This is a genomic window from Isoptericola sp. MSGPD8_1_ISO-PGPR-S23-394, from assembly GCF_058072785.1.
Genome location: NZ_CM176517.1, coordinates 3,323,036 through 3,340,915 on the forward strand (window position 1 = coordinate 3,323,036; position 17,880 = coordinate 3,340,915).

Here is a 17,880-nt window from a genome sequence, read left to right on the forward strand (position 1 = left end):
CCGCCGCCGGCCAGGAGCAGAGAGCTCAGGCCTGCTGGGGCGTGAGCACGAATCCCGGGCCCTCCGTGGAGGGCTCGGCGTCGAGCTGCAGCGTCGCCAGGGCTGACGCCGCCTCGTTGTCGACGAAGACCTTGGTCTCGCCGGAGTCGTCGACGACGGAGTCGTCGGGCTGGGGTGCGGGGACGAGCGCGAGCTCGAAGTTCCCCGGCTGCTCGGCCGACTGCGCGATACGCAGCCCTCCCTCGCTGGGGACGCCGGCCTGCTGGGCCAGCGACTCGACGGCGGTGCGGGCGTTGTCCGTCACGGTGAGCACGATTGCTCCTCTCGTCGGGTACGCGACCTCTCCACCGAAGCAGCACCGGGGGGCGTCGCGCAACGCGGGGGACGAATCGTCACGCGATCTCTCGGAGATCGAGACATCCGCTGCCGCGCTCTCGTGCCCGCCGTAGGCTGCCCTCCGGGCGCCCGAGAGGCTGGTCACACCGGCACGGGCACGGACCCCGCCGGGAACGCCGCGCGCGTAGGCTGACCCGCAGCCGCCGCTCCCGAGCGACCGGCGGGCCTCTAGCTCAACTGGCAGAGCAGCGGACTTTTAATCCGCGGGTTCCGGGTTCGATCCCCGGGGGGCCCACCCCCTGCGCGGCCGCCCCTCACTGGCCGTGGGCGACGTTGCGCCTGCTGGCCCGCTGCGCGGCGAGGGCTGCCGGCGCCACGCCGAGCGCCGCCGCCACGAGTCCGGCCGCGACCGCCGTGACGGCGGGCCTGGTGACGAAGCCGTGCAGCAGCGGGTTGGCCCACTCGAAGACGTACGAGGGGGGCCACCAGTCGTTGACGGCGCGGGCGAGCGGCGGCAGCCCCGACACCGGCACGAAACCACCGCTGGCGAAATAGCTGCCGAGAGCCACCAGGATCAGGACGGGCTGGATCACCCGGTGCGTGCCCAGCAGCACCGCGGCCAGCACCCCGACACCGGCTGCCGCCACGACCGCGGGCAGCACGATGCCGGATGCCGCCAGGATCGCCCCCGGCTCCGCCCGGGTCCCGAAGGCGAGGGCGAGCAGCAGTGTCGGGACAGCCGCCACGAACGCGAGGATCGTCCCCGCGGCCGCGGCACCGAGACCCGCGAGGTAGCTGCCCAGCGGGGTGAGGGCGATCTCCTTCTCCGTGCGGTGCTCGCTGTCGACGGCATAGAGGTTGGCCGAGATCAGCGCGGCACCGAGGAGCAGGGCGAGGATCACCGCCGATCCCCCCATGAACCCCGTCCGGGGGACGTCCTCGGGCTGGGCCCGGTCGATCACCGCGGCGACCTGGTCGGCGTTCGTGGCGCCGTCGACGAGGTTGGCCGCGGTGGTCACGCGCAACCGGACGTTCTTCATGGCGTCCGTGTTGATGTTGAACGTCGTGATCTCGACGGTCCCGCTGTCGTCGTAGTCGGCCGGGATGGTGACGACCAGGTGCAGCCTGCCGTCCTGCACCTGCTCGGCCGCCGCGGCGGCGTCGGTCTCGACGACCTCGAAGTAGTCGCCGTTCGGGCCTCGGGTGTCGTCGATGGCGCGGGCGAGCTCGTGCGAGCCCGAGGTCTCGGCCTCGTCGACGACGGCGATCGGCCAGGCGTCGTTCGCCCCGAAGATCACGGCGGCCAGCCCGAGGACGACGACGGGGACCGCCATCGTCTGGACGAGCAGCTCCGGCCGGCAGCGGGCGATACGCAGGTTGCGGACGATCACGGCGCCGAGGGCGCGCAGGGCAGTCATCATCATTGTCCTTGGGTGAAGCGGAGGGCACGGGTCAGGCGCCAGGTGGCGAGGGAGACGACGGCGGCGGCCAGGAGCAGGCTGCCCAGCACTCCGGCGGCGGCGCCGTCGGGTGCGGGGAGCGCGGCCACGTCGAAACGCAGGATGTCGAACAGCGGCGCGAGGGGGATCCAGTGGGTCGTCGCCCAGAGCACCTCGACGGCCCCACCGTGCGCGAACCCGCGGATGTAGGACTCGTAGCCGCTGACGAGGAAGTGCGCGACCGTGATGATCACCGCGATCGGGACCATCGGCAGGGACCGGCGCAACGCGACGCCCAGCAGCGTCCCGAGCGCCGCACCGTAGACCCAGACCAGCGCGAGCACACCGACGGAGCGCCATCCGAGACTGCTCACCGGGAAGCCCAGGACCGCCCCGATGGTCGCCACGGTCACGGCGATCGTGACGACGGAGGTCACCGCTCCCGCGGCCCACTTGCCGGCCACGAACGAGGCGCGGTTGGTCGGCGAGAGCACGAGCCCCTTGGCGGTGCGTTCCTCCCACTCCCGGGCGATGCCGACACCGACGTTGACCATTCCGGCGTAGAGCGCTGCGAACAGGATCAGCGCGGAGCCGAGGTACACCGTCACCGGGATGTCGCGATCGAGCACCGTGGTCTCCGCCACGACCAACCGGTCCGTCGGTGTGGTCGGCAGATCCTGCTGGAACTGCCGGAGCACCTCTTCGATCCGCAGGTGCTGGTTCTTCGTGCCGTCGGCGTTGATGTTGACGACGGACAACGTCACCTCCGGGTCCGCGCCCGCGTCGACTTCCTGGCCGAACCCCGGGGGGATCGTCAGCAGGGTGCCGGCCTTCCCGTCGCGGTAGAGGTCGTGAGCCTCGTCCGGGTCGGTGGTGAGGATCTCGTAGTACGGGCCGTCGTCGTTGTGCATCTGCTCCATGACCTGGACGAGCTGCAGCGAGTGCGGCGAGCGGTCCTCGTCGGCGACGGCGATCGTCGCGGTCGTCGACACGTGGATGACGATGGCGTAGAGGAACGTGAAGGCGACCGGCACGAGGATGCTGATCGCGGCGAAGAGCGGGGCACGGCGGGTGACCCGCAGGTCCTTGCCGGCGAGTGCGAGGGCTGCGCGCATGACCGGCCCCCTCAGTTCCGCAGTCCACGACCGGTGAAGTGCAGGAAGACGTCCTGCAGGCTCACCGGCGGCACCTCGACCCGCTCGACCTCCGGGACCTGCGAGGTGAGCTCCGTGAGGCTGCCGCGGACGACGTTCGCGCCGTGGTCGATGATGGTGATCTGGTCGCCGAGCCGCTGCGCCTCCTCCATGTAGTTCGTGGTCAGCAGCACGGCGCGGCCCTCGCGGGCCACGTCCTCGATCCGGGTCCAGATGGCTTCGCGCGACTGCACGTCGACGCCGAGCGTCGGCTCGTCCAGCAGGAGGAGGTCCGGCCTCATCATCAGCGCCTTGCCGAGCGCGAGCCGGCGCCGCATGCCGCCGGAGAAGGTCCCGGCCCGGTCGTCGGCCCGGTCGCCGAGCTGGACGAGGTCGAGCGTCTCGTCGATCCGTGCACGCTGGTCCCGCGTGGACATGCCGTAGTAGCGCGCGTGGAAGGTGAGGTTCTCCCGCGCGGTCAGCTCGGGGTAGAGCGACGTCTCCTGGGGGACGAGCGCGATGCGTCGCAGCAGCTCGCGTCGCTGTGCGGAGGGGTCGAGACCCAGCACGCGGAGCCGGCCGGACGCGGGCGTCAGCAGACCGGTGAGGACGTTCATCAGGGTCGTCTTGCCGGACCCGTTGGGCCCGAGCAGGCAGCTCACCTGGCCGGGCCGCACCTCCAGGTCGACGTCGTCCAGCGCCCGGTACGGGGGCTGGCGTCGGCCACGGGAGAACTCCACCGTCACCCCCGTCGCGTCGACTGCTCGCTGCATCTCGCTCACCGTGTCTCCTGTCGTCGGTCCGTCACCGGGAGCCTGCCGCCTCCCGCTGCTAGACTCAACAGCGATGAATAAAAGCCGCGGACGCCCCCGCACCGGCGACGACGACGGCAAGGAGCGGCTGCTCGCAGCGGCCCGCGACCTGTTCGCGGCCCACGGCTACGACGGGGCGACCCTGCGCACGATCGCCGGTCGGGCCGGCTGCGACCCCGCCCTGATCGCCTACCACTTCGGCTCCAAGAAGGAGCTTTTCGCCCGCGCGATGGCGCTCTCGCTCGGACCGTCGCTGGTGCTCGAGAAGGCGTTCGAGGGTGATCCGGCGACCGTCCCCGAACGCCTCGCCGCCCTCGTCGTCCAGGCCTGGGACATCCCCGACGTCCAGGCCTCGCTGACCCGTCTCGTCGCCACCGGGATGCAGCACCCCGAGGTGCTGCAGGCGTTCCGGGAGTACCTCGAGCGCGAGATCTTCGGCCGGCTCGTGGAGCACTTCGGCGGCCCCGCGGCGAGCGAGCGCGCGAGCGCCACCCTGACGATCGTCATCGGCATCGTCTTCGGGCGCTACGTGATCGGCGTCGACCCCCTGCGCTCCGCTCCCCCGGAGCGGCTGGTCGCGACGCTGACGCCCAGCCTGCGCGCCATCACCGCACCGCGTCCGCACCGCCGGGCCGGCGGCTGGCAGGCCGCAGGTGCTGGCCCCGCGACCTCTCGCGCGACAGGATGGGCCGGGTGACCACGCTCCTCCCCGACGCACCGCACCCCGCCGGCCCCGTCGTCGTCGCGCACCGCGGCTACAGCGCCGTCGCCCCGCAGAACACCCTGGCCGCCTTCGAGGCCGCCTGGCGCGCCGGCGCGCTGGCCCTGGAGCTGGACGTGCGCCTCAGCGCGGACGGCGTCCCGGTCGTCATCCACGACCCGGTGGTGGAGCGCGTGTCCGACGGCGAGGGCGCCGTCGACGCGCTCGACGCCGCCACGATCCGCGGGCTCGACGCCGGGTACCGGTTCTCCCCCGTCTACGCCGGGCAGCGCATCCCGACGTTCGCCGAGGCGATCGACCTCCTCGCCGCCCGCCCGGGCATGGACCTGCTGTGCGAGTACAAGGGCGTGTGGACGCCCGAGACCCTCGCGCCGACGATCGCGGCGATCGACCGCTCCGGCCTCGCGGGCCGTGCGATCGTGCAGGGCTTCCGGCGCCGCACGGTCTCCGCGCTGCGCACGGCCGCGCCCCACCTCCCCCGCGGCCTGCTCTGCGACGCGGCGCCGGACGACCTCCTCCAGGCGGCGGAGGACCTGGACGTCGTCACGGTCAACCCGTCGGTCGCCGCGGTGCTCGCCGACCCGGACCTGGTCGCCCGGGCGCACGCGGCAGGCGTCCGGGTCATGCCCTGGACGGCCAACGAGACCAGCGAGTGGGAGGGGCTGCTGGCCGCCGGCGTCGACGCGATCATCACCGACCGGCCCGGTGAGCTGCGCGGCTGGCTCGCCGGCCGCTCGGGCACGGCCCTGCGCTGACCGGCACCGGCCGCGCTGGTCGGTACCGGCCGCGCTGGTCGGTACCGGCGCGTCGAGGCAGGGGCTACAACCCGCCGTCGCCGTCCCCGCCGCGCCCGCCGCCCTCGGCCGGGCCGGCGGTAGGCCCGCCGTCGCCGGAGTCCGGGGCGACCCGGTTCCTGCCGGTCCCGCGCGACGCCGGCCGCGCCTCGCCGTCGTCGTCCATCTCGACCTCGCCGGTCATCCGACGCTCCGCCAGGGCCTCGCGCTCCTCGATGGCCTCCTGCCCGGGGCCCTCGAAGTTCTCGCGCCGCGCCTCGGCCTCCTCGCTCCCGCTGTACAGCCCGGCCGGCTGGGCGGGCGGCATGACGGTGGTGGCTTCCGCGGCCTTGGCCGGCAGGGAGACGTCGCCCAGGATCACGGTGGCGCCCTCGTCCGAGGGCGGCACGCCGTCCCGGCTCCGCTGCCGGTGGAGCACCGACGGGCGGCGGGGCTTGTTGGTGCCGGTCCTCCCGGGAACCACGACCGGCTTGCCGCGCCGTCCGACCCGCGGCGCCGAGGCGGCCGACGCGGCGCTCGACGGCGGCTCGACGGTGGCCGGCAGCTCGACGGGCTCGGGGGCCTCCGGCTCGGCCGGGGACTCCGCGGCGACCGCCTCCGGCGCCCGCGGGACACCGCCCTCGGGGAGGGCTGCCGCCCGGTCGTAGCGGCGCCGCGGCATCGCGTAGGGCGCCTCGCGCTGGAGCCACTCCACGAGGCCCTCGCGCACGTGGCACCGCAGGTCCCACAGGGACCCGGCGTCGGCGGCGCTGACCAGCGCACGGGCCTGCACCACGCCGCCGGTCGCCGCGGTGACCTGCAGGATGCCGAGACGCTGGTCCCACAGGGTCGACGCGTCGAGGAGGCGTTCGAGCTCGGCGCGCATCGCCGGCAGCGGGACGTTGAAGTCCACGTCGATCTCCACCGTGCCGAGCAGGTCGGCGGCGCGCCGCGTCCAGTTCTCGAACGGCGTGGTCGTGAAGTACGTGCTGGGCAGGATCAGTCGGCGGTCGTCCCAGGCGTGCACGACGACGTAGGTGAGCGTGATCTCCTCGATGCGGCCGAACTCCCCGTCCAGGACGACGACGTCGTCGACGCGGATGGCGTCCGTGAACGCGATCTGCATCCCCGCGAAGGTGTTGGCGAGGCTGGACTGGGCGGCGATGCCGGCCACGACCGACAGGACACCGGCCGAAGCCAGGATCGACGCACCGGCCGCCCGCATCTGCGGGAAGGTGAGCAGCACCGCCGCGATGGCGAGGATGACGATGATCGCCACGGTGACGCGCCGCAGGATCGAGATCTGCGTCTGCACACGGCGCGCGTGCCGGTCGTCGGAGGACCCGCTGACCCGGGCGAGCGTGCGGTCCTCGACCACGAACGCCATCGCCCCCACGAGCCAGGCCCCCGCGATGATCGTCGCGATGAGGAGGCCGTGCTGGAGGAACCCGAACCAGGCCTCGTTCTCGTGCGCCGAGAGCTGGAACGCCACCCACACGGCCACGATCATGAGCAGCACGCGCATCGGGTGGCGCAGCCGGGTCGCCAGGTCGTGCAGCAGCGGGCGGCGGCCGGCGAACCGTCTGACGAGCACCGACAGCAGCGTGACGACCACGTAGGCGGCCACCAGGGCCGCAGCAGCCCAAGCGAGGGTGACGGTCAGGGAGACGGTCGAGCGAAGGGTCTCGTCGTCGATCGCGGGGTCGCCGTCCAGGAACATGTCCCCAGACTAGGCAGGTCGTCCGAGCGTGCGCTGGGTGCCGGCGGAGGATCCGACGCGGCTCAGCGTCCGCGCGGCGGCCGGTGCAGCCAGCCCTGCAGCCGGCCGGTCACCCACGGCAGCACCCAGAAGGACATGATCGGCGTGAGGACCAGCGTCGAGAGGAGCACCTGCAGGACGAGGGGCATCTCCCGGAAGGCGGGCACCAGCCAGGCCATGAGCGCGGTGAACGCGAGGTTGACCGGGAAGAACCCGAGCCAGATCGCCACGGACTGCTTCCACCGCGGCGGCGCGGGCAGCAGCGGCGGCCCCGAGGGCTCGTCCTGACGGACGGGCGGGTCGAACCAGCCCTCGATCCCGGTGCGCCGGGTGACGGCCCGCTCGGAGACCAGATGCTCGCCCCGGGCCAGCCAGGCACGGCGCTCGGCGGAGCCCTCCCACGCCTCGAGCCGTTCGGCGTCGGCGAACCGGTAGAGCATCACCCAGTCGTGGGACCCTTCGGCTGCCCGGATCCACCCCGAGCCGAGGAACCCGGGCCAGCGGTTGGCCAGGTTCACGCCCGCCTGCACCCACGACGTCACCTCGGGGACCCGCTCGGGGCTCACGACGCGATGGATCGAGACGGTGACGGGTGCGGGACTCATACCGGCCAGTGTTGGGGCCACGACGTCCGCACGCTGCGTCCTTCGCGCCCACGGACCCTGACGTCCCAGGATCCGGACGTGTCGGCGCTCACACCGGTTGTCAAGGGGGAAGACGCGGCATCCGTCCCGATCTTCACCGACACCACCCAGGTCCCACCCCGGATGCGTCAGCAACCGTCGCAGCCCTTGCAGGGACCGGTCACAACCGGGGCCCACGATGGACGACGGCCCCGAGACCCGAGGACGAACTCCCTTGACCACACGTCGATTCACCCTGCCCTGGCAGCGGCCGACCCGCAAGCCCGGCAGCCACCTCCGACCGCGTGCCCGCCGGACCACCGACGCCGCCCGCACCTCCCGCACCGGCGTCGCCGCCGCCATGGCCCTCCTGGCCCTGACCGCCGGCACCGCGACCGCCGTCAGCCCCCTGGCCGACGGGACGACAACGGCGGACGAGCCCTCCGTCGTCACCGTGACCCCGGACGAGACCCCGGCGGACGGAGCCTCCCCCGAGGAAGCGCCCACCGCCGCCGCCGAGCCCTCCGACACGACCGCCGTCGCCGCGACGACCGCGCTGCAGCGCGCCCAGGAGGTCACCGCCGAGTCGACGACCCTGTCGGCCAAGAAGGAGCGCCGGATCGAGGCCCAGGCCGACGAGGTCGCCGAGCTCCTGGTCACGCGCGACGACACGGCCGCGTCACGTTCGGCGGAGCGCACGCCGCTGCCCGTGCCCGACCCGACGGAGGAGTCCGCGGCAGGCTCGGCCGACGAGCCGTCCGCCGACGAGTCGGCCACCGCCGACGCACCCGCCGCGCAGGAGACGCCGGCGGCGGAGCCCGAGGACGCCGAGCCGTCCCCGGAGGACGGCGTGGCGTCGACGGGCGAGGCGTCGGAGGACGAGCTCACCGAGGCCACCCAGGAGCTCACATCGCTGCTGAAGAAGGCCGAGAGCGACGTCGAGGTGGAGGCGGCTCCCGCGACGCCCGCCGAGATCCTCGCGGCGGAGAAGAAGGAGGCCGCCGCTGCGGCCGACGAGCTCGCCGCGGAGGGTGGCTCGACCGCCGACTACGCCAACGGGAAGATCCCCGCGGACGTGATGTGCGAGCTCTCCTTCGCTCCCGGCGAGATGCTCCGCTGCGACGCGGCCGCCCAGCTCGAACGGCTCGACGTCGCCTACCGGGCGAAGTTCGGCGCGCACCTCTCGATCCGGGACTCCTACCGCTCGTACGCGTCGCAGGTCGCCACGAAGGCCGCGAAGGGCCACCTCGCCGCGGTGCCCGGGTACTCGAACCACGGGTGGGGCGTCGCGGTGGACCTCAGCGGCGGGGTCGAGTCGTTCGGCACCGCGCGGTACGAGTGGCTGCGCGCGAACGCGCCGGAGTTCGGCTGGGACAACCCCGGCTGGGCACGCGCAGGCGGCTCCAAGCCCGAGGCCTGGCACTGGGAGTACAAGAGCCCCTGACCCCTCGTTGTGGGTGCACGACGCGCCGTCGGACGGCATGCCGCAACCGCGCGTCGTGCACCCACAACGCGTGCGGGGTCGGTGGGCTCAGCCCCAGCCGAGCGCGTGCAGCCGGTCGTCCTCGATCCCGAAGTGGTGCGCGATCTCGTGCACGACGGTGACGGCGACCTCGTCGGCGACCTCGTCGACCGACTCGCAGAACGCGAGCGTCGGGTTGCGGTAGATGGTGATCCGGTCGGGCAGGGAGCCCGCCGCCCAGGCCTCCCCCCGCTCGGTCAGCGGCACGCCCTCGTAGAGGCCGAGCAGCTGGGGGTCGTCGGCCGGGGCGTCGTCCTCGACGAGGACGACCACGTTGTCCATGAGCCTCGTCAGCTCTTCCGGGACCTGGTCCAACCCTTCCGAGACCGCTGCCTCGAAGTCCTCGCGCGACATCTCCACCACGGCCCCATCCTCCCCCACGGCCGCGGATGTCGACGACGACGCCTCGGCCGGTATGCTGTGCCGACCGGCCCCCATCGTCTAGCGGCCTAGGACCCCGCCCTTTCACGGCGGTAGCACGGGTTCGAATCCCGTTGGGGGTACTCCGGTGGGTGCTCAGCTGGGTGCCCACGGAACGCTCCGCTCGTCCAGACCAGGTGAAATGCCTGGTCAGGGATCGATTTCAGGTTCCAGGCAAGCATGGGGTACGCTTTTCCTCGGCTCGAAAAGAGCCCCTCGATCGGTAGATCACGACCGATCTTGGCCCTGTAGCGCAGTTGGTTAGCGCGCCGCCCTGTCACGGCGGAGGTCGCGGGTTCAAGTCCCGTCAGGGTCGCGCATGATGCGCCCGGTTCGTCGGCAACGGCGCCCCGGGCGTTCGTGTCACGGCAAGGCTCTGTAGCTCAGTTGGTAGAGCGTTCGACTGAAAATCGAAAGGTCACCGGATCGACGCCGGTCGGAGCCACCGCAGAAGACCCCCGGGCAGTCGCCCGGGGGTCTTCGTCGTTCACGGAACCACCGGCGCACGGATTTCCGACGACGCGCCGGGCTCTCTGGAATTGCCTGGACCAGCCAGGACGGGTTGAGTGGGGACCGCACGCACACACTCGTCGAGGATCGGAGCAGCCGATGACGGACTGGGACGACGGGCGGACCCCGCCGGCAGATCGGCCGCCCAGCATGGGCCGGCTCGTGGAACAGCTCTCGGAACAGGCGACCCGGCTGGTCCGCGCCGAGATCGCCCTGGCCAAGGCCGAGCTGGCGGAGAAGGCCAAGCGCTCCGCCGTCGGCATCGGGCTCCTGGGCGCGGCCCTGGTGGTCGTGCTCTACGCGGTCGGCGTCTTCATCTGGTCAGCGATCGCGGGCCTGGACGAGGTGTGGCCGATGTGGCTCTCCGCGCTCGTCGTCGGCGTCGCGATGGTCCTGTTCGCCGCGGTGCTGGTGCTGGTGGGCGTCCGCCAGCTCAAGCAGGCAGCACAGAAGCCGGAGACCATCGACCGCGTGAAGGACGACGTCGCCGCGCTCAAGGAAGGGATCAAGCGATGAGCCCGGACCCCGCCGCCCGGCCGGCACCGAAGGAGACCGCACCCAGCAGGTCCGAGCTGGAGGACCAGGTGCGGGAGGCCCGCCGCGAGCTCGGCTCCGCCCTCGACGAGCTGACCACCCGGCTGTCGCCGTCCTACCAGGCGGCGCAGCTCGCCCACGGGACGAAGCAGGCCGCGGCCGACGCCCGGGGCCTGCTGTCAGGGAACGGGCTGCCCACGCAGGACCCGCACCGGTCCCGCAACGCGAAGATCCTGCTCGGGGCGGCCGCCGTCGGAGCGGTGGCCGTCACGGTCCTCGTCGTCCGCGTCGTCCGACACTGACAGGCCGCCCGACGACGACCGGATCGAGCGCTCCCCGACCACCACCGGTCGGGGAGCCGGTTCACCTCTTGGTGTCGTCGGTGTTCTCGGCGGCTGCGGCGTTGGCCGCCGCCTCGGCCTCGGCGGCCTCCGAGGCCGCACCGAGCAGGGCGCGCACCTCGGACTCCTTGTAGCGACGGTGCCCACCGAGCGTACGGATGGACGAGAGCTTGCCGGCCTTGGCCCAGCGGGTCACGGTCTTCGGATCGACACGGAAGAGACTGGCGACCTCGGCGGGCGTCAACAGGACCTCGGAGTCTCCATGGAACGACATCCCCTGCACCTCCTGGTACGCGACCGGCTCGGACGGCGCCCGAAGTACTCCACGGCCGTGTCGTTCCATTGTGTGCAGAAAGCGGGATTGAGGCGACTTGAACCGAGCGTGGGCTTTGCGGTCGCCGGGTCCTGCTCGCCCCGTCGGTCCGGATCGCGCCTCCCCCCGGCGCGACCGGGCGGGCCCCTGGGGACGTGAGTTGCGTCACCACCGTCCTCTCCCGGGCCTGACCAGTGGCGACCTCACCGTTCGTCGTCGACACGCCGAGTGGAGGGAATGCCTCCACAGCATGTACCGTTGGAACCTGAACAGACGAAATCTTCTCTCGGGGCCGCACGTCTGCGACGTTGCCGCCCCGCTCTTACGTTGAGGGGGTCGGAGCCATGGGCCGGGGCCGTCAGAAGGCTAAGCACACGAAGGTCGCTCGCGAGCTGAAGTACTACAGCCCCGAGACGAACTACCACGCTCTGGAGCAAGAGCTCAAGGCCGACCAGTCGACCGACGTCGTCACCGAGGACCGCTGGAGCGACAGCGTGGACTCCGAGTACGACAACAGCTACGCCCCGTGGGACGACGACCGGCGCTGAGCCGCCGGACGATCGGCCCCCGCACGAGCACCGACAAGGTCGGACGGCACCAGCCGTCCGACCTTTCGTGCGTTCAGCGGTAGTCCCCGACCAGCCGCACGGCCCCGGCATGGACGCCCTTCGTCCCCACGACGAGGTCCTCCGGCGGTGCGGCGGGATCGTGCTCGGCGACAGTCCCCATCGTCCAGGCGTCCACGCCCAGCGCGGACAGCCGAGCCAGCGCCGCGTCCGCGCCGTCGGCCCCGACGATCGCGACCATCCCGACCCCCAGGTTGAGCGTGTTCTCCAGGTCGCGGCGCGGCACGGAGCCGAGCTCGCGCACCGTCCGGAAGATGGGCGGGACCTCCCACGACGACCGCTCCACCGTCGCGACGACACCCTGCGGGAGCACCCGGGCGAGGTTGGCGGCCAGGCCGCCGCCGGTGACGTGCGTGAAGGCGTGGACCTGCGCGGCCTCGTCCCGCGCCAGCGCCAGGCAGTCGCTCGCGTAGACCCGGGTGGGCTCGAGCAGCTCCTCGCCGAGCGTGCGCCCCAGCTCGTCGACGTGCCGGCCGAGCTCCCAGCCGGCGTGCTTGACCACGGCGCGCACCAGCGAGTACCCGTTGGAGTGGAGCCCGCTGGACGCCATGGCGATGAGCACGTCGCCTGCCCGGACACGCTCCGGACCGAGCACGGCGTCGGCCTCGACGATCCCCGTGGCGGCGCCGGCGACGTCGTACTCGTCGGGCTCGAGCAGCCCCGGGTGCTCCGCGGTCTCCCCGCCCACCAGCGCGGTGCCGGCGACCTCGCAGGCCTGAGCGATCCCGCGGACGATGTCGGCGACCCGTTCGGGGACGACCTTGCCGGTGGCGATGTAGTCGGTCATGAACAGCGGCTCGGCACCCACCACCACGATGTCGTCGACGACCATGCCGACCAGGTCGAAGCCGATGGTGTCGTGCTTGTCCAGGGCCTGCGCGATCGCCACCTTGGTCCCGACGCCGTCGGTCGAGGTGGCGAGCAGCGGCTTGCGGTACCGCCGGAACGCGGAGAGGTCGTACAGACCGGCGAACCCGCCGACCCCACCGATGACGGCGGGTCCCTGGGTGCGCCGGACGGCGTCCTTCATGAGCTCGACGGCCTTGTCCCCGGCCTCGGTGTCGACGCCGGCGGCGGCGTAGGTCAGTCCATCAGTCACGGGGTCAGGCTCCAGGAGGGTACGGGGTGGTCGGTCACGGGTGGTCGAGCGCCGTCTGGCCGCCGACGCCCACGGCGAGCCGGGTCAGGCCGTCCTCCGGGGCACCGAGGGGCAGCTCCGCCTGCTCGAGCTGGTACTTGCCGAGCTGGTGGGCCTCGGGCAGCTCGATCGGGTACGTGCCGGTGAAGCAGGCGGCACAGAGCTGGGACGCGGGCTGCTCCGTTGCCGCGATCATGCCCTCGGTCGAGATGTAGCCGAGGCTGTCCGCCCCCAGCGACTGGCCGATCTCCTCGGGGGTGAGGCCGTTGGCGATGAGCTCCGCGCGGGAGGCGAAGTCGATCCCGTAGTAGCAGGGCCACTTCACCGGCGGCGACGAGATGCGCACGTGCACCTCCGCGGCACCGGCCTCCCGGAGCATCCGGATCAGCGCGCGCTGGGTGTTGCCCCGCACGATCGAGTCGTCGACGACGACGAGCCGCTTGCCCCGGATGACCTCGCGCAGCGGGTTGAGCTTGAGCCGGATGCCGAGCTGGCGCAGCGTGTCGGAGGGTTGGATGAACGTCCTGCCCACGTAGGCGTTCTTCGTCAGGCCCTGGCCGAACGGGATCCCGGACTCGGCGGCGTACCCGGTGGCAGCCGGGGTACCGGACTCGGGCACCGGCATGACCAGGTCGGCGTCCACCGGGTGCTCGCGGGCGAGCACCCGGCCCATCTCGACGCGGGCCGCGTGCACCGGCCGGCCGTTGATCGACGTGTCCGGGCGGGCGAGGTAGACGTACTCGAAGACGCAGCCGGCGCGCTCGGGCTGCGCGAACCGCGTGGATCGCAGCCCGTCGTCGTCGATGCAGACCAGCTCGCCGGGCTCGATCTCCCGGACGAAGGACGCCCCCACGATGTCGAGCGCCGGGGTCTCCGAGGCGACGACCCAACCGCGCTGCGTACGGCCGAGCACGAGCGGGCGGACGCCCTGCGGGTCGCGCGCCGCGTACAGCGTGTGCTCGTCCATGAAGACCAGCGAGAACGCGCCCCGCAGCCGCGGCAGCACCTCGAGCGCCGTCTGCTCGAGCGTGTGGTCCTCGTCGCCGACCAGCAGCGCGGTGACCAGCGCCGTGTCGGTGGTGTTGCCGCGGGCCAGCTCGCCGCGCCGCTGGGCGCCGTACCGCTCGGCCACCAGGTCGACGAGCTCGGCGGAGTTGGTGAGGTTGCCGTTGTGCCCGAGCGCGACCGTCCCGGACGCCGTCGCGCCCAGCGTCGGCTGAGCGTTCTCCCAGGTGACGCCGCCCGTCGTCGAGTAGCGGCAGTGCCCGACGGCGATGTGTCCCGTCAGGGCGTTGAGCGCGGTCTCGTCGAACACCTGGGACACGAGGCCCATGTCCTTGTAGACGAGGATCTGCTCACCGTTGCTGGTGGCGATGCCCGCGGACTCCTGGCCGCGGTGCTGCAACGCGTAGAGGCCGAAGTACGCGAGCTTCGCGACCTCCTCGCCGGGTGCCCAGACGCCGAAGACACCGCAGGCGTCCTGCGGCCCCTTCTCGCCGGGCATGAGGTCGTGGTTCAGACGGCCGTCGGGGCGCAAGGGCATGTCCCGAGTATCCCACAGACGACGGTGCCGACCATCGCCGTCCTCACCTGCGGCGGAGACTCCGACGGTCCGCGAGCACCGCGAGGGCACCGGCGACCAGCACGCACAGGGTGGCCGTGCTGAGCACGATGACGGAGACGAAGACGCCGGGCTTGAGGAGGAGCGCGCCGTCGTCGGTGGCGATGCCGGTCAGCCACACGCCCAGCACCGTGCCGAGGACGACACCGATGACGGCACCGACGGTGAAGAACGCCCGGTACCGCGGCGCGCGACGCACGCGGGCGGGGTCGACGAGCAGGTGCTCGTCCGGATCCGTCGCCCCGTCCGGCGTGCTGGACTCGGAGGACGGCGCGGCGGGCGGCTCGGGAGACTGCTCGGCGGGCGGCTCGGGAGTCGGCTCGGGGCTGGTGCTGCTCACCCCTCGAGCCTATCTCCCGGGCCGGCCCGCTCCGCCGGCTGCCGTCAGTCCTGGCGCTGCCACGGCCCGTGGGCACCGCCCGGCTCCTGGTTCCGCGTCCACCAGCCGGCCCGCCACCGCTCGCCGTCGTGGACGACGGTCTCGCCGCCGACGTACACCTGCGAGGCGGTCCACGCCGGGAAGGTGCCGGCGTCGGTCTCGACCGGCTCACCGACCTCGGCCCAGGGGCCCCAGGGGCTGGCACCCGGCGTCTGGCCACGCGTCCACCACAGCGCCTCGAAGGTCCGTCCGTCGAGGCTCACCCGGTCGCCGGCACCGTAGGCGTGCCCGCGGGCCCAGGCCGGGGCGCCGGGCGCCAGGTCGAGCCCGACCAGCAGCGGGTCGTGGTCGGACGACCGGAACGCGGACTGGTCGTACAGGTTCGTCACGTTGGCGTTGTACCGGCTGTACTCGTTGGCGACCGGCTCGTACGCGTTGATGTTCCAGATGTCGGTGCCGGTCACGTCCTCGAGGGCGCCCGGCGAGGCGAGCACATGGTCGAGCGAGCCGACCTGCCCCTCGAAGCTGTACGTGTACTTCCCGGTGGTCGGCCCCAGGTCGGTGTACCCGGCGTCGGTCAGCACGACGATCGGGTCCTCCTGCTCGTAGGCGTTGAGGTCGCCCACGAGGAGCACCCGGTCGGTGCGGGCCGCGGACGACACCTCCTCGGCGAACTCGACCAGTGCGGTGGCCTGCCGGACGCGTGACTCGTTGTTGCGTCCCTGCCCGTCGCCGGCATCGACGTCTCCGGGCCACGGGCCGAGCGACCCCTTGGACTTGAAGTGGTTGGTGATCACCACGACGTCGTCGACCGGAGCGGCGGACTCCCCTCCCGCGAGCTGGAAGACCTGCGCCAGCGGTTCGCGGGCGTTCTGGAAGGTCACGGGGTCGTCCGTGAGGATGCGCGACTCCCCGACCGGCTCGGCCGCGGCCGTGCGGTAGATGAACGCGTTGCGGATGACGTCCTCGTCGGCAGGCAGCTCCGCCGGGGAGGGGACGTACGCCCAGGTGCCGGCGCCCGCGGCCGCGTTGAGCGCGTCGACGAGGTCAGCGAGCGCGGCGTCGCGGTCCTTGCCGAACGCGGCGGAGTTCTCGATCTCCTCGAGCGAGACGACGTCGGCGCCCAGCCCCTCGATCGCCGCGACGATCTTGGCCTGCTGACGCCCCAGGTTGTCCGCGTCGGCGGCGCCGCGGGCGAGGCAACCGGTGCGGACGGTGGTCGGGTCGCCGTCCCGGTCGGTGTAGTACTCGCACCCGTCGAGCTGGTCGCCCGTGGTCGTGAAGTAGTTGAGCACGTTGAACGTCCCCACCGTGAGGTCCCCGCCGACGTCCGCCGGTGACCCCTGGCGGGTGTCCGCGAACTCGGCCGGCTGCACACCGTCGGCGTTCTCGCCCGTGAGCTGTGCGAGGGGCTGGAAGGACCAGGCGCCGTACCGGTAGTCGAGGACGACGGGGCCGGTGAACGAGACGGCGGCGCCCACGCGCACCGGGTCGGTGCCGTTCAGCCACGGCAGCGGGGTCGCGGACCGCGAGGAGCCCGAGTAGTCCCACGACGCCCCGTCGTCGAGCTGGACGGAGCGCGCCGCGTTGTCGGCCACCTGCGCGGCCGCCTCGTCCGAGCCGGGCCGGCCCGCCGTCGTCGGCTGCACCAGCGGGGTGCTCCCGGCGGCCAGGCCCAGGGTGCCGTAGGTGTTCGTGGAGTAGTTGTCCGTCACGGTGAAGTCGCCCTGCGGCGCCAGCAGCATGCTCTCCAGCGCCTCCCGTCCGGCCTCGTCCGCGGGCCAGGCCGTGGTGGTCGGCTTCACGGCCTCGGCAACCTCGTCGAGCACCGTCCACGACGAGGGCCGCACCTGGGTGAGGTCGTAGTACTCGCCGACGACGCCGGTCACCTCGAGGTGGTCACCCACCTCGACCTGGTTCGCGGCCTCGGCCGAGTAGACGAACACGGCGTCGGAGGCGCCCGGGGTCTCGTCGGCGGCGGGGTCGCCGCCGGTCCCCTCGGTCTGCAGATAGAGGCCGTCGAACCCACCGGTCGGGTAGGCCGCGGTGACGACCCCGCGGGTCGTGACGGTCTCGCCGTCGAGCGGTGACGAACTGCCCGTGCCCTGGATCTCGGCGATCGTCACCGTCTCCGGGTCGCCGGTGGGGTCGGGCGTGGGCTCCGGGTCGGGGTCGGTGCCGCTGCTCGCCGGCGTCGGCTCGCCGACGACGAAGTCCGTCGCGTTGTCCACGGTGTGGGCGTGCTCCACGCGGGACACGGACGTCGGGTTGCTGGTGCCGGGTGCCGGCCCGCTGCCGAGGTAGGTGTTGGCCGAGCCCCAGCCGACCAGGTCGACCACGTCGGCCGCCTGTGCGCAGTCCACGCCGACGCAGCCGAGCCGGTCGGTCGAGGAGACGAGTGCGACCTTGGCGCCGGACCCGGACATGAAGATCGTGCCCTCGACGTCGGGGGTCGGCAGGTCCGGCAGGTCGGTGTCGCTGCCGTACGCCTGGGCCACGAGGAAGGACCCGCCGGCGGGGATCTCCCCGGTCAGGTCGGTCTGGCCGGACCACGTGCTGCCACCGGCCGACCCGTACTGGACGGACCAGCCCTCCAGCGAGACCGCGTCGTCGCCGGGGTTGTACAGCTCGACGAAGTCGCGGTCGTAGACGGCGCCGTTGTTGCCGCCGCCCCCGTAGACCTCGTCGATCAGGACGGCGGCGTCGGACGACGGCGTCGCGGCCGCGGGAACGGCCGAGATCGTGGCCGCCGGGACGAGCAGCACGGCGAGCGCCGCCGTGCGTACCCTCCGCGAGCGCCGCGGGGTCGGTGACGTGGTGGTCACGCTGGTCCTCCTCGATCAGGTTCGACAGGGCAGGCTCAGCCAAGCAGCCCCGTGT

At 72.7% G+C, this 17,880-nt stretch carries 18 protein-coding genes and 4 tRNA genes; 10 read left to right on the forward strand and 12 right to left on the reverse strand.

The window, feature by feature from the left end; all coding sequences use genetic code 11:
• Positions 1–25 precede the first annotated feature (25 nt).
• Positions 26–313, reverse strand: a complete 288-nt coding sequence (locus AC3RJ8_RS15255; RefSeq protein WP_489713401.1) for a Fe-S cluster assembly protein HesB — start codon at positions 311–313, stop codon at positions 26–28.
• Between the two features lie 245 nt (positions 314–558).
• Here AC3RJ8_RS15255 and AC3RJ8_RS15260 point away from each other — a divergent pair.
• Positions 559–631, forward strand: a tRNA-Lys gene (locus AC3RJ8_RS15260).
• A 19-nt stretch (positions 632–650) separates the two neighbouring features.
• Here the strand turns inward: AC3RJ8_RS15260 and AC3RJ8_RS15265 are convergent.
• The 3 genes from AC3RJ8_RS15265 to AC3RJ8_RS15275 are packed head-to-tail and all read right to left on the reverse strand — an operon-like array spanning position 651 to position 3,681.
• Positions 651–1,754, reverse strand: a complete 1,104-nt coding sequence (locus AC3RJ8_RS15265) for an ABC transporter permease (protein WP_489713402.1) — start codon at positions 1,752–1,754, stop codon at positions 651–653.
• Between the two features lie 2 nt (positions 1,755–1,756).
• Positions 1,757–2,890 carry an ABC transporter permease gene (locus AC3RJ8_RS15270; RefSeq protein WP_489713403.1) on the reverse strand — a complete coding sequence of 378 codons (1,134 nt, stop codon included), beginning with the start codon at positions 2,888–2,890 and terminating at the stop codon, positions 1,757–1,759.
• An 11-nt stretch (positions 2,891–2,901) separates the two neighbouring features.
• The gene (locus AC3RJ8_RS15275) at positions 2,902–3,681 is read right to left on the reverse strand and encodes an ABC transporter ATP-binding protein (RefSeq protein ID WP_489715659.1); all 780 of its coding nucleotides are present in this window, start codon (positions 3,679–3,681) and stop codon (positions 2,902–2,904) included.
• 73 nt (positions 3,682–3,754) lie between these two features.
• Between AC3RJ8_RS15275 and AC3RJ8_RS15280 the strand changes: the two genes are divergently transcribed.
• The gene (locus AC3RJ8_RS15280; protein WP_489713404.1) at positions 3,755–4,417 is read left to right on the forward strand and encodes a TetR/AcrR family transcriptional regulator; all 663 of its coding nucleotides are present in this window, start codon (positions 3,755–3,757) and stop codon (positions 4,415–4,417) included.
• Positions 4,414–5,196 (forward strand): glycerophosphodiester phosphodiesterase, encoded by a 783-nt coding sequence (locus tag AC3RJ8_RS15285; RefSeq protein WP_489713405.1) that lies wholly within the window; start codon positions 4,414–4,416, stop codon positions 5,194–5,196. The genes AC3RJ8_RS15280 and AC3RJ8_RS15285 overlap by 4 nt, the downstream gene beginning before the upstream one ends.
• 64 nt (positions 5,197–5,260) lie before the next feature.
• On the opposite strand, the gene AC3RJ8_RS15290 is transcribed toward AC3RJ8_RS15285, so the two are convergent.
• On the reverse strand, positions 5,261–6,934 hold the full coding sequence (locus tag AC3RJ8_RS15290; RefSeq protein ID WP_489713406.1) for a mechanosensitive ion channel family protein: 1,674 nt from the start codon (positions 6,932–6,934) through the stop codon (positions 5,261–5,263).
• 62 nt (positions 6,935–6,996) lie between these two features.
• Positions 6,997–7,578, reverse strand: coding sequence for an antibiotic biosynthesis monooxygenase (locus tag AC3RJ8_RS15295; protein ID WP_489713407.1), 582 nt, complete (start codon positions 7,576–7,578; stop codon positions 6,997–6,999).
• A 253-nt stretch (positions 7,579–7,831) separates the two neighbouring features.
• On the opposite strand from AC3RJ8_RS15295, the gene AC3RJ8_RS15300 reads away from it, so the two are divergent.
• Positions 7,832–9,040: a M15 family metallopeptidase gene (locus AC3RJ8_RS15300; RefSeq protein ID WP_489713408.1), complete on the forward strand. Its 1,209-nt coding sequence runs from the start codon at positions 7,832–7,834 to the stop codon at positions 9,038–9,040.
• 87 nt (positions 9,041–9,127) lie between these two features.
• Here the strand turns inward: AC3RJ8_RS15300 and AC3RJ8_RS15305 are convergent, their stop codons facing one another.
• Positions 9,128–9,472: a metallopeptidase family protein gene (locus AC3RJ8_RS15305; protein WP_489715660.1), complete on the reverse strand. Its 345-nt coding sequence runs from the start codon at positions 9,470–9,472 to the stop codon at positions 9,128–9,130.
• Positions 9,473–9,548: 76 nt separating this feature from the next.
• Between AC3RJ8_RS15305 and AC3RJ8_RS15310 the strand changes: the two genes are divergently transcribed.
• From AC3RJ8_RS15310 to AC3RJ8_RS15330, 5 genes are all read left to right on the forward strand, one after another.
• A tRNA-Glu gene (locus tag AC3RJ8_RS15310) sits at positions 9,549–9,621 on the forward strand.
• 159 nt (positions 9,622–9,780) lie between these two features.
• A tRNA-Asp gene (locus tag AC3RJ8_RS15315) sits at positions 9,781–9,854 on the forward strand.
• A 56-nt stretch (positions 9,855–9,910) separates the two neighbouring features.
• Positions 9,911–9,983: transfer RNA gene (locus AC3RJ8_RS15320), tRNA-Phe, on the forward strand.
• A gap of 164 nt (positions 9,984–10,147) precedes the next feature.
• The gene (locus tag AC3RJ8_RS15325; RefSeq protein ID WP_489713409.1) at positions 10,148–10,564 is read left to right on the forward strand and encodes a phage holin family protein; all 417 of its coding nucleotides are present in this window, start codon (positions 10,148–10,150) and stop codon (positions 10,562–10,564) included.
• A complete protein-coding gene (locus AC3RJ8_RS15330) occupies positions 10,561–10,884 on the forward strand; it encodes a DUF3618 domain-containing protein (protein WP_489713410.1) in 324 nt (107 codons plus the stop codon). Before AC3RJ8_RS15325 ends, AC3RJ8_RS15330 begins: the two co-directional genes overlap by 4 nt.
• A 61-nt stretch (positions 10,885–10,945) precedes the next feature.
• On the opposite strand, the gene AC3RJ8_RS15335 is transcribed toward AC3RJ8_RS15330, so the two are convergent.
• Positions 10,946–11,197, reverse strand: coding sequence for a BldC family transcriptional regulator (locus AC3RJ8_RS15335; RefSeq protein ID WP_407319309.1), 252 nt, complete (start codon positions 11,195–11,197; stop codon positions 10,946–10,948).
• Between the two features lie 383 nt (positions 11,198–11,580).
• Between AC3RJ8_RS15335 and AC3RJ8_RS15340 the strand changes: the two genes are divergently transcribed.
• A complete protein-coding gene (locus AC3RJ8_RS15340) occupies positions 11,581–11,784 on the forward strand; it encodes a DUF3073 domain-containing protein (RefSeq protein WP_489713411.1) in 204 nt (67 codons plus the stop codon).
• Between the two features lie 73 nt (positions 11,785–11,857).
• On the opposite strand, the gene purM is transcribed toward AC3RJ8_RS15340, so the two are convergent.
• From purM to AC3RJ8_RS15360, 4 genes are read right to left on the reverse strand one after another with little or no spacing between them, the layout of a single operon-like run.
• Positions 11,858–12,961, reverse strand: coding sequence for a phosphoribosylformylglycinamidine cyclo-ligase (gene purM, locus AC3RJ8_RS15345; RefSeq protein WP_489713412.1), 1,104 nt, complete (start codon positions 12,959–12,961; stop codon positions 11,858–11,860).
• Between the two features lie 34 nt (positions 12,962–12,995).
• Positions 12,996–14,543, reverse strand: coding sequence for an amidophosphoribosyltransferase (gene purF / locus AC3RJ8_RS15350; protein ID WP_489713413.1), 1,548 nt, complete (start codon positions 14,541–14,543; stop codon positions 12,996–12,998).
• Positions 14,544–14,586: 43 nt separating this feature from the next.
• The gene (locus tag AC3RJ8_RS15355; RefSeq protein WP_489713414.1) at positions 14,587–14,961 is read right to left on the reverse strand and encodes a histidine kinase; all 375 of its coding nucleotides are present in this window, start codon (positions 14,959–14,961) and stop codon (positions 14,587–14,589) included.
• A 44-nt stretch (positions 14,962–15,005) separates the two neighbouring features.
• Entirely contained in the window at positions 15,006–17,825 is a 2,820-nt protein-coding gene (locus AC3RJ8_RS15360; RefSeq protein ID WP_489713415.1) for an ExeM/NucH family extracellular endonuclease, read from the reverse strand.
• Positions 17,826–17,880: the final 55 nt, after the last annotated feature.